At 45.5% G+C, this 14,525-nt stretch carries 8 protein-coding genes; all 8 read left to right on the forward strand.

Features of this window, described 5'->3' with window-relative positions:
• Positions 1-181 precede the first annotated feature (181 nt).
• The 8 genes from PRUB_RS11330 to PRUB_RS26745 all read left to right on the forward strand — a co-directional run bounded on the left by PRUB_RS11330 (position 182) and on the right by PRUB_RS26745 (position 14,506).
• Complete coding sequence (locus PRUB_RS11330) at positions 182-5,020, forward strand: NAD-glutamate dehydrogenase (RefSeq protein ID WP_010386053.1); 4,839 nt, start codon at positions 182-184, stop codon at positions 5,018-5,020.
• Positions 5,021-5,274: 254 nt separating this feature from the next.
• Positions 5,275-6,285 carry a quinone-dependent dihydroorotate dehydrogenase gene (gene pyrD, locus PRUB_RS11335; protein ID WP_010386054.1) on the forward strand — a complete coding sequence of 337 codons (1,011 nt, stop codon included), beginning with the start codon at positions 5,275-5,277 and terminating at the stop codon, positions 6,283-6,285.
• A 242-nt stretch (positions 6,286-6,527) separates the two neighbouring features.
• The gene (locus PRUB_RS11340; RefSeq protein ID WP_040644924.1) at positions 6,528-7,058 is read left to right on the forward strand and encodes a cell division protein ZapC domain-containing protein; all 531 of its coding nucleotides are present in this window, start codon (positions 6,528-6,530) and stop codon (positions 7,056-7,058) included.
• Between the two features lie 108 nt (positions 7,059-7,166).
• Positions 7,167-9,278 (forward strand): bifunctional 23S rRNA (guanine(2069)-N(7))-methyltransferase RlmK/23S rRNA (guanine(2445)-N(2))-methyltransferase RlmL, encoded by a 2,112-nt coding sequence (rlmKL, locus tag PRUB_RS11345; protein ID WP_010386057.1) that lies wholly within the window; start codon positions 7,167-7,169, stop codon positions 9,276-9,278.
• On the forward strand, positions 9,271-9,501 hold the full coding sequence (locus PRUB_RS11350) for a glutaredoxin family protein (RefSeq protein ID WP_010386060.1): 231 nt from the start codon (positions 9,271-9,273) through the stop codon (positions 9,499-9,501). The genes rlmKL and PRUB_RS11350 overlap by 8 nt, the downstream gene beginning before the upstream one ends.
• A gap of 1 nt (position 9,502) precedes the next feature.
• Entirely contained in the window at positions 9,503-11,416 is a 1,914-nt protein-coding gene (uup, locus tag PRUB_RS11355; RefSeq protein ID WP_010386061.1) for an ATP-binding cassette ATPase Uup, read from the forward strand.
• 11 nt (positions 11,417-11,427) lie between these two features.
• Positions 11,428-13,149, forward strand: a complete 1,722-nt coding sequence (locus PRUB_RS11360) for a DUF3466 family protein (RefSeq protein ID WP_010386062.1) — start codon at positions 11,428-11,430, stop codon at positions 13,147-13,149.
• A 1,102-nt stretch (positions 13,150-14,251) separates the two neighbouring features.
• Positions 14,252-14,506 carry a helix-turn-helix domain-containing protein gene (locus PRUB_RS26745; protein WP_422624401.1) on the forward strand — a complete coding sequence of 85 codons (255 nt, stop codon included), beginning with the start codon at positions 14,252-14,254 and terminating at the stop codon, positions 14,504-14,506.
• The last annotated feature ends 19 nt before the right edge of the window (positions 14,507-14,525 follow it).

A 14,525-nucleotide genomic window follows, 5' to 3' on the forward strand; every position in this document is an offset into this window, starting at 1 on the left:
TTCGGCCATTTATATCTATATTTAGTGAATATCTGACCAACCAGCTGAAAAGGCTATAATGTTTTCGTCGAAAAGGCTTTTTATTAGCGCCAGAAAGGTTAAAATTCACATGACTCCACGCTAATAAATGGCTGTACAAATAATCTACCGTTCAAAGGTGGTATAGATTAAGGAACACATAATGACACAAAATGAAGGTCCAGCGTCAGTTATCCTGGATAACGTCACCAAGCTGATCCACAAAAAAGTTCATGCCGAAAACGTGTCGCTCGTTGAAACTTTTGCCAAAGCCTTGTACAGCAATATGTCTAAAGAGGACTTGGCACATCGTAACGACAGCGACTTATACGGAGCCGCATTGAGTCTTTGGAATTCTCTGGAAAAGAATGCCAATGACGATGCGGTTATTCGCGTTTTTAACCCTGAAGTAGCCAAAGATGGTTGGCAATCCTCTCACACGATCGTTGAGATCATCGCGAAAGACATGCCGTTCCTGGTTGACTCAGTACGCATGGCACTTAGCCGCAAAAATATCGTGTCTCACTTGCTGTTACACAGCCCGCTTAAAGTAAAGCGCGATGGTGACAATAAGATTACGGCGCTTTCGAACTTAAAAACCGAGCAGGAATCCTCATCGACAAAAACTGTTTTCTTCATTGAGATTGATCGTCAGACTGACGCAAAAGCAATGAAAGAGTTCACAGAAGAACTAGAATCAGTATTGAAAGATGTGTCTGTTGCTGTAGAAGACTGGAAGCCTATCCGCGATAAACTGGTTGCGGTCAGTAAAGAGATACCGACGCGTCACCATGACTGCTCACAGGCAGAAGTCAATGAAGCAGTTGAGTTCCTTGAATGGTTGTCTTCAGATAACTTCACCTTTATGGGCTACCGTCAGTATGACCTGGTGCCTGTTCAGGGTGACCATGAACTGCGCGCAGTGCCAGACACTAGCCTGGGTTTGATGAAAAACTCGAGCCATGACGGCGGCCGCTTACTGTCTGAGCTGCCAGAAGTCGCACGCAAAGAAGCTCGCAGCAAAAATCTACTGATATTAACTAAGACCAATTCACAGTCTCGTGTTCATCGTCCAGCCTATATTGATTATGTGGGTATTAAGCGCTTTGACGAGCAGGGCAACGTTATCGGGGAAGACCGTTTCATCGGTTTATTCTCATCGAGCTTCTACAATAACAGTGCGGCAGATGTGCCAGTTCTTAAGAGTAAGATCCAGCGCATTATGGAGCAGTGTGACTTTGCACAAGGGACACATGCTTACAAGGCTGTGCTTAACTTGCTGGAAACTTATCCGCGTGATGAGCTTGTGCAAGCGCGCGAAGTCGAGCTACTAGAAGTCGCGACCGGCGTATTGCAAATTCAGGAACGCGACATGTGTCGTTTGTTCGTTCGTCGCGATGTGTACGGGCGTTTCTTCTCATGCATGGTCTATGTGCCTCGTGAGCGCTATAACACAGCACTACGTCGTGAAACTCAAAAACTATTGGCAGATGCATTTAAGTCCAATGAAAAAGTTGAGTTTACGACCTTTTTCTCAGAGTCCACATTAGCGAGAACGCATTACATCGTACGTGTGGCAGATAACAGTATTAAGTACAACGTGAAAGACATTGAAAACAACCTGGCAGAAGCCGCTCGCACTTGGGAAGACAAACTACAATCAGCATTGCTTGGTAGCAATGGTGAGACCCGTGGTAACGAGCTAAACCGTAAATATGCCAACGCTTTCCCACACTCATACAAAGATCAAGTGTTGCCAAGTGCCGCGGTAGTCGATATTGAGAAGCTGGAGCAACTGAGCGATGAGAAAAAGCTGGAAATGCTTTTTTACCGTCCTCAGGAAGAATCAAATAGCGAAATCGTTCGTTTGAGCTTGTTCCACAAAGACGTACCAATCCACCTGTCAGACGTTATGCCAATGTTGGAAAACTTTGGTTTGCGCGTGATCGGTGAAACGCCTTACGCAATTAAGAGTAGCGATGGCCAGGTAAACTGGATCATGGATTTCTCCATGATGATCGACTCAAAAGGGATTGCGGACTTTGATAAAGTGTCAGCTCGTTTCCGTGCTGCGCTGACGAACGTTTGGAATAACCGTCTGGAGAGCGATGGTTTCAACCGTATGGTCCTGCTAGGTGGCATGACCGGACGTGAAGCGTCAATTTTGCGTGCATATGCTAAGTACATGCGCCAGATTGGTGTGACATTCTCGCAGTCTTACATCGAAAATACGTTTGAGCATTACCCGCACATCGCAGCACAAATTGTTGAGCTGTTTGTGAAGAAGTTCTCACCAGCGAAAAAAGCGGCTGAGAAGACGCTTGAAAAACTGATCGAGAAAATCTATCAGGAGCTGGAAAACGTTGCTAACCTGGATGATGACCGTATCATTCGCATGTATGTTGATATGATCAACGCCACATTGCGTACCAACTTCTATCAAAAAGAAGCGGACGAAAGCAACAAATCTTATATTTCATTCAAGATCAACCCGCATGCGATCCCTGAGATGCCTCTGCCGCTGCCTGCGTATGAAATCTTCGTTTATTCACCACGTGTAGAAGGTGTACATTTACGCGGTGGTAAAGTTGCGCGTGGTGGTCTGCGTTGGTCAGATCGTCGTGAAGACTTCCGTACCGAGGTACTGGGTCTGGTTAAGGCACAACAGGTTAAAAATACAGTAATCGTTCCTGTCGGGTCAAAAGGTGGATTTGTTTGTAAGCAGCTGCCAAACGATCGTGAAGGCTTCTTTAAAGAAGGTCAGGAATGCTACAAGATGTTCATCCGTGGTCTGTTAGACATCACAGATAACATCATTCATGGCGAAATCATTCCACCGGTTGACGTAGTTCGTCACGACGAAGATGACCCATATCTGGTTGTTGCTGCCGATAAAGGGACCGCTACATTCTCTGATATTGCCAACGGTATTGCTGATGAGTATAACTTCTGGCTAGGCGACGCATTTGCTTCTGGTGGTTCAATTGGTTATGACCACAAGAAAATGGGTATCACTGCGAAAGGTGCGTGGGAGTCGGTTAAGCGTCATTTCCGTGAAATGGACATTGACTGTCAGACAACTGACTTTACAGCGGTTGGTATCGGCGACATGGGTGGTGACGTGTTTGGTAATGGTATGTTGCTGTCTAAGCACATTCGCCTGCAGGCAGCCTTTAACCACATGCATATCTTTATCGACCCGAACCCGGATGCGGCATCGTCTTATGTAGAACGTGATCGTCTGTTCAATTTGCCTCGTTCAAGTTGGGAAGATTACAACAAAGAGCTTATTTCTGAAGGTGGTGGTGTATTCTCTCGTGCAGCTAAGTCAATCACATTGACCGCTGAGATGAAGAAAATGATTGGCACTAAAAAAGCCAGCATGACACCAAATGAGCTGATTAAAGCGCTACTTAAAATGCCTGCTGACCTGCTATGGAACGGTGGTATCGGTACTTACATTAAAGCTAAGTCTGAATCTAATGCAGATGTGGGTGACCGTGCAAATGACGGTTTACGTATCGATGGTTCTGAACTGGGCGCGAAAATCTTCGGTGAAGGTGGTAACCTGGGTGCAACACAGCTGGGTCGTATTGAGTTTGCCGAGAAGGGCGGGCGTATCAACACCGACTTTATCGATAACGTAGGTGGTGTGGCGTGTTCGGATAACGAAGTAAACATCAAGATCCTGTTGAATGGTTTGGTTGCTGAAGGTGACTTGACTAAGAAACAGCGTGATGAACTTCTGTATGCCATGACTGATGAAGTATCTGAGCTGGTATTGGCAGATTGTTACCGTCAAACACATACGCTGTCTATCACTAAGTCGAAAGGTCCGGCAACGCTGAAAGAGAAAATTCGCTTTATCCATGCATTGGAAAAAGATGGCAAGCTTGACCGTACGATTGAGTTTTTGCCTACCGATGAAGAATTGGCAGAGCGTGCTGCGGCAGGGTCAGACCTGACACGTCCAGAGCTGTCTGTGTTAGTTTCTTACTCTAAAATGGTGCTGAAAGAGTCTCTGGTTGTTGATGAGATTTCAGAGAACCCATACTATCGTCAGCTATTGGTAAATTCATTCCCAATCCCACTGCGTGAGCGTTTTAACGCAGCAATGGATAACCACCCACTGCGTAAAGAGATTATTGCAACGAAACTTGCGAATAATATCGTGAACGACATGGGTTTGAACTTCATGATCCGTATGCACGAAGAAACTGGTGCAATGGAAGCAGAAATTGCGCTGTGTTACTCAATTGCCAGCGAAATTTTTGAAATGAAAGAGACCTGGCAGTCAATTGCAGCATTGGATAACCATATTCCATCAGCAGTACAGACTGAAATGTTGTATCAGTTGCGTCGTACAGTACGTCGCACGACACGTTGGTTCCTGCGTCACCGTAACAAAGGTATGACGATTGAAGAAACCATCGCGTTCTTTGCTCCGACATTTGCTGATCTGAGCAATAACCTGAACAACTACATGGTTGAAGATGAAAGTGCACGTTTGGCAGAAAAAGCCGATGCGCTTATCGCACAAGGTGTACCAGAGCAAATTGCTATGCGTATCGTTTCTCTGTCTAGTCTGTTCTCTGTAATGGACTTGGCTGAAGTCGCTGCAAACTCGGGTCGCGCGATTGATGTGGTGTCTAACACTTACTTCAAACTAGGTGCGAATATGGGTCTGCACTGGTTCCTGGATCAGATCACTGCACAACCTGTCGCTAACCACTGGCAGGCTCTGGCGCGTGCATCTTACCGCGAAGAGCTGGACTGGCAGCAACGCGCTTTGTCTGAAGTTGTATTGAACAGCTTTGAGGGAGACGACCATGATGTCGATTCACTGATCAATCAGTGGATGGAAAACCAGTCTACCTTGTTGCTCCGCTGGCAGCAGATGCTGGCTGAGTTCAAGACCTCACAAAGCCATGATTTTGCGAAGTTCTCAGTGGCGTTGCGTGAACTGATGCTGTTGAGTCACAACTGTGACACTTCCAAATAAAAAATAACCCGTTAAAATACCCCGGCTTTGCTGGGGTATTTTTTTATCTCAGATTTGAAATTGATACCAAGCTGCTTCATTAAATGAGCCATTTTGAGGCAACAAAATCTTGGCGATAACCAGACAAAAACTGTGCTGTTGAGTGTAGTGAATACAAGACTTTTAGCGCAGTTAGCGGCAGATTTTACCCTTTAAATTAGCTATGCATGAATGCGGATTGGTGTCATACGTTACTAGGAACTTAAGGAGTCTCAATGTTTTATGATTTAGCGCGTCGTTATATGTTCAGTAAAGATGCCGAGTGGGCTCATGATTTCGCACTCGGAAACTTACGCCGCTTCGCGAATACCCCATTAAGTATGGCCTGGTCACAATCACTTCCAAAGAAACCGGTTAATTTCCTTGGCCTGGAATTTGACAATCCGGTCGGGTTAGCGGCGGGACTCGATAAAAATGCGGAATGTATTGATGCATTCAGCCAGATGGGTTTTGGCTTTATTGAGGTGGGTACGGTCACACCCAGACCTCAGGCAGGTAACGACAAACCGCGGATTTTCAGGTTGCCTGAAGCGAACGCAATTATTAACCGGATGGGCTTCAATAATAAAGGGGTCGACAATCTGGTTAACAATGTAAAAGCAGCGCGTTATAACGGGATCCTGGGTATCAACATAGGGAAAAACAAAGATACGCCGAACGAGCAGGGCAAAGATGATTACATTCATTGTATGCGTAAAGTGTTTGAGCACGCGTCATATATTACCGTGAATATATCTTCACCCAATACACCAGGACTGCGCGACCTGCAATATGGTGAAGCACTGGATGATCTGCTACAAAGTTTAAAGAATGAGCAGATTGACCTGATTGAGAAGCATAAAAAATCGGTACCAATGCTAGTGAAAATCGCACCCGATGTTGACGCCGTTCAGTTGCAGCAAATTGCCGAGTCATTAGTGAACAATCGTATTGATGGTGTTATTGCAACCAATACCACTTTATCGCGAGAAGCAGTGAAGGGGTTAGAGCACGCCGAAGAAGCAGGTGGCTTATCGGGTCGCCCGGTACGTGAAAAGTCTACTCAAGTCGTGAGTGAATTGAAACGAATGACTGAAGGCAAGCTGCCTATTATTGGTGTGGGTGGGATCGACAGCGCTGCTGCGGCAAAAGAAAAGCTCAATGCAGGCGCTGACTTAGTGCAGGTTTACACTGGTTTTATCTATGAAGGACCTCAGTTGATCAAAAAGATCCTCACTGAGATCTAACCAGCTGTTTTATAAGCTTATGAAATAGTTTGTAATTATTTTGAAATATACAGACTAACTCTGGCGCTAATTTGAAAAACGATCTCTTCTTCTCGGAAAAGATCGTTTTTTCCTTATAAAGATCATTTATATAGCGCGATGATCTAAAACAATTTGTTATTACAAAAATTTTTACACCGTGATAATTCGCGATATACTTCTTTACAGGTTTACACACATAACACATTGATATTGGGAGGTCCATTTTGCAAGCATCCAAAGAGTGGCGTTGGATAAGATGTAGCCACAGAAACAGACTGCTTGTTGATTTGGGCGAAGACCTTCAATTGTGCACGCCATTTCGCCTGAGACAGTTAACTGAAGATTCCTTGCATAGCGTCGATTTAAGTGTCGACGAAGCCGCTTTTTATCGTAACGTCTATGACTATTTACTTGGTTTTAAAGTCTGGTCTGAACCTCAATGCTGTCAGATAGCGCTTAACGCCACTGCGGCAAAGTTCCATTTGCTTCCCGTGCAAGCTAAAAGCTGGTTTTTCAAATGTTACAACGGAGGCCAGCCCTTGTGCGAGGCTGTGATTACACTTCAATCAAGATGCCAGTCAGGTGAATTCCTGATAGTTGACCATAACCAGGAAACTAGCATGTGTATTAACCTGACGCAGGGTTTCATGCTGGATGAGAACATCGAGCTGGAGCAATTTCAGGCCATCAAGGTACTGAATGACAGAGTGCACCCTCTGATCCAAACACACAAGCTGACCCAAACCGCCTGATAGCTTTGCGCATCGCCTATACCAGACACTGCGCTCACCTACTCTGATATCCCAGTCTGCCACTTGCTGTGTTATACTCGCTGCAATTGAAATTATTGAGTATTTACATTGCAGTTTATCGCCTTAACGTCCATCGGAATTGAAAACCTGTTGCTTGAAGAACTTCAGTCTCAGGGACTTGAAGTCGTCAAGCAAAGCGTTGGTTCGGTCCGCTTCACTGCGGATAGCCTGGCTGTTCAAAAATTCTGTATGACAACGCGTTTTGCCACGCGTGTCATGATGCTGATTGATGAACATGAAAACATCAACAATAAAGATGACTTGTACAAATTTGCGCGTTTTCAGGGCTGGCAGGAGTGGTTCGGTCCAAAACAAACGTTTGCGGTTGAATTCAACGGCACTAACCGGGAACTAAAGAACACTCAGTTTTCCGGTCTGGTCATCAAAGATGCCATTGTGGATTATTTTCAGGATCTGTACGAGCAACGTCCGTCTGTTGATAAACAAGAAGCCAATGTGCGCGTTATCGCCAAGCTCAATAAACAGAAAATCGCATTATATATCGACTATTCAGGTCCACGCTTATCTGACAGAGGGTACCGAACCAAGCAAGGTCGGGCACCGATCCGGGAAAACCTGGCTGCGGCTCTCGTACAACGAAGTGGCTGGCTGAGTGATACCTCTAAGCCATTATTCGACCCATGTTGTGGTTCCGGTACTTTATTGATTGAGGCGGCCAGTATGGCCCTGAATGTCCCAGCTAATCTGAATAAAGATTTTGCTTTCAAACGTTTGCCAGGTTTTCGTGATGCCAAATTTAAAGAGCTTAAAGCTGAATTGAAGCAGGCACAGTTGGATAAACCCTTATGGATCATAGGCCAGGACATTGATGCGCAGGTGCTGGATACAGCCAGAGGAAATGCTAAACGTGCCGGGCTAGAGCAATATATCCGCTTCAACGATGGAGATGCCAGTCAGCTGACTTGTGTCGCTAAGCGTCCAGGCACGTTATTAAGTAACTTGCCTTATGGTGAGCGTCTGGGCTCTATGGCTGAGCTGATTAACCTGTACCGGGGTATGGGTGAGCGCTTTAAGAAGCATTATAAAGACTGGTCGTTGGCATTACTTGGCACAGATGAAGCGCTGTTTAAAACACTTAAGCTGTCGTCTAAAAAACGCTATAAATTCAAAAATGGTCCGCTCGACGTGTCCCTTTATTTGTATGATATGGACGAGCGTCAGGTGGCACAAAACGAACAAGCGGGTGCGCTGCATTTTGAGCAGTCTCGGGCGTTCGCCAACCGGGTAAAAAAGAACAAACAAGCCCTGAAAAGTTGGCTCAAGAAAGAGCAAGTCGAGGCCTACCGTGTCTATGACGCGGATATTCCGGAATACAATGTAGCGGTCGATGTCTATGGAGACAGTGCCGTCGTATTTGAGTATGCAGCGCCAAAAGAAATTGATGAACTGGTTGCCAATAAGCGCCTGCAGGACGTGATCACGCTTACCGCCGAAACGTTGGATATTGACCCCTCTAACATTGCGGTCAAAGTCCGTAAAAAGCAAAAAGGTCAGGAACAATACAACGCACTCAGTAAGCAAAACCGGGTGCAAGTCGTGGAAGAATTTGGTGCCAAATTCAAAGTTAACTTGTTTGATTATCTGGACACCGGGCTGTTTCTAGATCACCGTCTGGCCAGACGATATATTCAGCAAAATGCTAAGAACAAGCGTGTTCTTAACTTGTTCGCGTATACTGGCAGCGCCTCAGTTCATGCGGCTCTAGGTGGTGCAAAAGCGGTGACGACGGTCGACATGTCCAAGACGTATCTCAAGTGGGCAGAAGAAAATTTTGCCTTAAACGAGTTGCGTAACCCTCGTTTTAGGTTTGAACAGGCAGACTGCCTGAAATGGCTTGAGCATGCACAAGGTCAGTATGATTTGATTTTCCTTGATCCGCCGACTTTCTCGAATTCAAAGCGCATGAAAGAGGTCTTTGATGTGCAGCGCGATCATATCCAGCTACTTGAGTGGGTCAAAAAAATTCTCAGCCCGGGTGGCACCTTGTTATTCTCCAACAACAAACGTGGTTTTAAAATGGATGAAGTGGGGTTGATGGGACTGGGTCTGAAAGCCGAAAATGTGTCAGATCAAACCTTGTCGCCTGATTTTAAGCGTAACAAGCAGATCCACAACAGTTGGTTGATCACTCATGGCTAAACTTACCCTGTTTTATACCGATGGCTGTCATCTTTGCGAGCAAGCCTATGAATTGGTGTTACGTTGCGTTGCCAGTGATGCCGTACAGCATCAGGATATTGTAGAAGATCCGCAACTGATGGCTGAATATCAGACATCGATTCCCGTACTTAAGTCAACAGACAGCGCCAGAACTTTGTTCTGGCCCTTCACAGAACAAGATATAAAAGAGTTGTTAAAGTAAGATGGATTTAATCAGAATTGCACGGGCCCAACTGGCTTTTGGTACTCATCCCCTGTTAGATCAGGCTGATGCAGTTATTGAAGCGGGTGAGCGGGTCTGTATCGTCGGGCGCAACGGTGCCGGTAAGTCAACCCTGCTCAAAGTCCTTGACGGGCAAGTCCAATTGGACGATGGTGAAATTAACCAGGTCTCCGGGCTAAAAGTGTCTCGGCTTGAACAGGATCCGCCAAAAGGGGCCCAGGGCAGTGTATTTGATTATGTAGCGGGTGGCCTGCCAGATATTGCCCAGCTGCTGATTGATTATCATAACGTCAGCGAAGCGTTGCAGACCGATCACTCGAGCAGCCTGTTGAGTCGTCTGGAACGCTTGTCCGCAGACATTGAAGCCCAGGATGCCTGGCGTTTTGAAAGTCGTATCAAGCTGGTACTGACGCAGTTGCAATTAACCGCCAATATGAAACTCGAAAAGTTATCTGGTGGTTGGCTACGTAAAGTGGCTCTGGCTAAGGCTTTGGTGAGTGACCCGGATCTGCTTTTGCTTGATGAACCGACCAACCACCTGGACATGAGCAGCGTTGAATGGCTGGAGCAGTTCTTAAAAGAATTTAAAGGCGGTATTGTTTTTATCTCGCACGACCGGGCATTTATTCGTGGTGTGGCAACCCGAATACTCGACTTAGATCGTGGTAAGCTTATTTCTTATCCTGGCGATTATGCCAAGTATCTGGATCAAAAAGCCCATGATCTGAAAGTTGAAGAGGCGCAAAATGCCTTGTTTGATAAGAAGCTCGCAGAGGAAGAGGCTTGGATCCGTCAAGGAATAAAAGCACGACGTACACGCAACGAGGGGCGAGTTAGAGCTCTTAAAGCACTGCGGGTTGAGCGTAAGCAGCGTGTTGAGCAAGTCGGCAAGACTGACTTTAACATTGAATCAGCGGAGCGTTCGGGGAAACTGGTCTTTGAGGCTCAGCATATTGGCCATGCCTTCAAAGATAAGCGCATTGTCGATGAATTCTCGACTTTGGTTATGCGTGGTGATCGTGTTGGTTTAATCGGTCCTAACGGCGTCGGTAAAACGACGTTACTGAAAATTCTATTTGGTGATATTTCTCCGGATAAAGGTAAGGTGAAGCAAGGCGTTAACCTTGAAGTGGCCTATTTTGACCAGTATCGGGAAAAACTGGATGAAGAAAAAACGGTTCAGGACAATGTCGCTGAAGGTAAACAAGAAGTACAAATGGGTGGTCGTAGCCGTCATGTACTGGGTTATCTGCAAGACTTTTTATTTCCTCCTGCACGCGCCCGTACCCCGGTCAAGGCATTATCGGGGGGAGAGAAGAATCGTCTGTTGCTGGCTAAACTGTTCCTGAAACCTTCGAACGTGCTGGTGCTGGACGAGCCGACTAATGACCTGGACATTGAAACGCTTGAGCTACTGGAAGAGATCATTAACCAGTATCAGGGGACTATCCTGATAGTCAGCCACGACAGGGAGTTTATCGATAATACCTGTAACAGTGTTTGGGCATTTGAAGGCAATGGTAAAGTGACTGAGATCGTCGGTGGCTTTAGTGATTTTGAAGCGTACCGAACACAGCAGCAGGCGCAGCAAAAAGCGTTAGAAAAGCTCGACAAAGAGAAACAACAAGCGAGCGATAACAAAAAATCTGCCAATAAAAACAAATCCGGTAAATTAAGCTACAAATTAAAGCTTGAACTGGAAGCATTGCCGGGTAAAGTAGAGGCTCTGGAAAACGAGCTGGAAGCGCAGCAAAATCTGGTGAATTCACCGGAGTTTTTTAAGCAAGATCCTGAAACGACCCAAACCGCGTTGAACCATTTGGCTGACCTTGAGTCCAAGCTTGAAGCCGCGTTTGAGCGTTGGGAAGAATTAGAAGCATTACAGAATCAGTAGTAAGGATTGAAATGAAATATTCACTTATGGCCGCCAGCATTATTTTCGGCCTATCTGGTCAGGCGATTGCCGCGACCTACAAACTCACTGAATTACCAACCAGCGACATTGGCAAAATGCATTATGTCACCGATGTCAATGAAAGCGGCGACGCCATTGGCCGCGTAACGGGACTGTACAACCTGCCTGTCGATATCAGTTATATCGATTTTCAAGACAGTACGATCACCAATTATTACGATACCTACAAAAGAATCTTAGAAGACAGAGAAGAAACCATTACTTTCACTCTGGATGATATCGAAAATGGTGACGCACTCTCAACAGACTCAGAAGCACATAACTTTATGTTGGGCTATTTATCGTCTGGTACGCAAAGTGCCAGCGCTGAATTCCAAAAAATCAGTTCTGTCGCTGGCCTCGAATTCACAGGCACCAGTGCTAACGAGGTCGATATATTCGATATAGAGTCGCCCGATTATGCGGGTCTGACACGTTCAGTTAGTAATGCGATGACCGCTGTCGCGGCAGACGGCACTGCGGTTGGCTGGGGCTCTGCACCTTTTAAAAAAATCACTTTCACTCCAGAGGGAGAAAGTGAAGCGAAAACCTATTTTGTGCGTGACTGGCATGCTCGTGGGATAGTGATATCTCCCGGTGGCAAGCGTGTAGTATTGGATCCTTCATTTACAGAATATGGTGGCTACAGCATCGCCTCTGATATTACTCTGACTGATGAAGGCAATTATCTGGTGGTTGGCCAGGCATCGGTGGGCTTGTCTGAAAACAGCCAAACGACGATTACGGACAACTGTGATGATAAAGATGAGCCTGAGGCTGTATGTATCTGGCGTCAGGGCAGAGGGGTCTATGATCTGCGCGCTTACCAATGGACACTGGATAAAGACTTCAATGTCATTGAGACGAAAGATCTGGGTATTGGTTTGGAGCGCAAAGACGATGAAGATAATCCGTTTTACAGCTCGGCTTATGCCATCAACAAAGCGGGTATTGCGGTTGGCAGGTCCAGAGTCAGGATCGACGATAGCTTAAAGGCTTATGAAGAGCCAGGCTACTACCAGGATGGTCAGTTTTTCACTTTACGAGAGCATGATGACTTTTATCAGACCGGTTATGCTCTGGACATCAATGACAACAATGTGATTGCGGGATACGTAGGCAGACAAAACCAGGGCACGTTATTTGAAGTGAACGGGTTTTACTACGATATGAATGATAAAACCTTGGTAGAGATCCCCAGTTATTTCAGTGGCTCCGACACGTATGTCCGGGACATTAACAACGCCGGTTATATGGTTGGTGAAGGCGAAACGGAAAAAAACGTATCTAACCCTCGCAGTGAAGCCTTTATGTATAAGATTGGTGATGAAAAGCTAACTAACATCAATGATTTACTACCTTGTAAAAGCGATGAGTTCCCCTATACCGTATCCGAGGCAATCCGGATAACGGATGACAATACGATATATGCGGTTGCAACCAAAACGGTGACCAAGCTAGATTCGTTTGGGAACCCAGACAAGGACTCAGATGGTAACGAAGCATCAGAATCAGTTGTGGTGCCAGTGGTTCTGACTAAAACGGGTAGCACAGAGATCAGTGAATGTGTCGCGCCGGAAACAGAGACGTACGAGCGCCAGTCTGCTTCATTAAGCTGGCTGTCACTGATTGCGTTACCGTTAGTATGGTTGCGTCGCAGACGTAAACGCTAATTGTAAAATAGCAGGCGTATTGCGCCTGCTATTCCACTTCCATATTCAACGCACACCTTTTCCCCCTAATTTCCAACACTTTTTACTATAAAAGATCAAAGCAACACTTCGACGCTGCGTACTGAACAGCTTGAACTTCTTAATGATGAACTTAACGAATTGTCCATCAGACAGTCTTGGCATTTACCACAGAGGCGGCCTTGGCGATCAGTCATTATCGGAATGTACCTAAAAGTTTGTTTCATTGTTAATTTTGTGTGTATATTTGGTGTAAGCAAAGTGTAATGCTTTAGGAACGAGCGCTCAATTATACTCTGTGAACTCACTCTCCCTAAGTGTGTTATCGGATGAGCGTATAAATTGAGTCCGATGCAATAAGGTCGGCCGATTGACTCAAAACTTTTTACGCATGTCTTGTCGACATAATTTAGTGTTATCGCAACTCATCGACTTTCAATTCAATACCCATTCACAAAGCTCACCTGGGGGGTCCAACATCAATTATTAAACAGGTGAAAACATGGTTTCTAAAAAAAAATCAATTTTGTAACAAATGACGTTGAAAAACTTTCTGTACTTTCTGTGCTGCTAGAAGGGCACGAAATAACTGTTGAACAAGTCTATCTCGAAATGATTAGCAGGACATCATTTGAGGCTGAGCATCATATAATTCTGGTTGACTGTACCGTGGCCGGCGTTGGATTGGTTAAGTTAATCAGAGAAACTCTTGCGCTTAACACTCGCTCGTCCACTAACGAAACATTACCGCCGATATTGGCATTAATACAGCCAGACCTGAGCCTGATAGAGTTTGTTTATGCTAATGGTGCGATGGACTACCTGTTTTGGCCGGTTATCCCAAACCAAGTTTTGCATAGGGTCACGCCGACATTTAGCTATTCTGTGATATCAAATAAGTTTGTACATGAAGGGAACGAACCGGTTGTTCACACTGTTAAAAAAAAAAGCGCCACATTGCCCTGATGTAGCGATTTACCTGCCTAGCCTTTCCTGTGCAGATATCAAGCTTGCACAAAACGCAGCACAATACCTCAAATCAAATTATACAGAAGAAGTCAAACTTAACGACCTAACCAAGTTAATGGCAACAAATCGCAACCGGCTGTCGCGGGTGTTTAAAAGCTATTACGGCGCAACGGTATTCAATTGGCTACGTGAGCTGAGAATGCAACGAGCGGCGGAATTACTTTGTAGTACTGACAATTCTATACAGGAAATCGCTTTCTCGGTGGGCTACTCGGATTCCAATAACTTTTCTACGGCATTCAAAAGGTGTTTTCAGACATCTCCTATTCAATTTCGCAAGCAGGCTGTGGTGTCTTCGCGGGTGCAATAGTGAAAGTAACAAAGAAATG

This window comes from Pseudoalteromonas rubra (assembly GCF_000238295.3).
Lineage (GTDB): Bacteria > Pseudomonadota > Gammaproteobacteria > Enterobacterales > Alteromonadaceae > Pseudoalteromonas > Pseudoalteromonas rubra.

What these genes read in the sequence shown, in the direction of transcription:
- pyrD (WP_010386054.1), top strand. Translation starts at nt 5,275, where the DNA reads ATGTTTTATGATTTAGCGCGTCGTTATATGTTCAGTAAAGATGCCGAG.
- PRUB_RS26745 (WP_422624401.1), top strand. Translation starts at nt 14,252, where the DNA reads ATGGCAACAAATCGCAACCGGCTGTCGCGGGTGTTTAAAAGCTATTAC.
- uup (WP_010386061.1), top strand. Translation starts at nt 9,503, where the DNA reads ATGGATTTAATCAGAATTGCACGGGCCCAACTGGCTTTTGGTACTCAT.
- PRUB_RS11360 (WP_010386062.1), top strand. Translation starts at nt 11,428, where the DNA reads ATGAAATATTCACTTATGGCCGCCAGCATTATTTTCGGCCTATCTGGT.
- PRUB_RS11330 (WP_010386053.1), top strand. Translation starts at nt 182, where the DNA reads ATGACACAAAATGAAGGTCCAGCGTCAGTTATCCTGGATAACGTCACC.
- PRUB_RS11350 (WP_010386060.1), top strand. Translation starts at nt 9,271, where the DNA reads ATGGCTAAACTTACCCTGTTTTATACCGATGGCTGTCATCTTTGCGAG.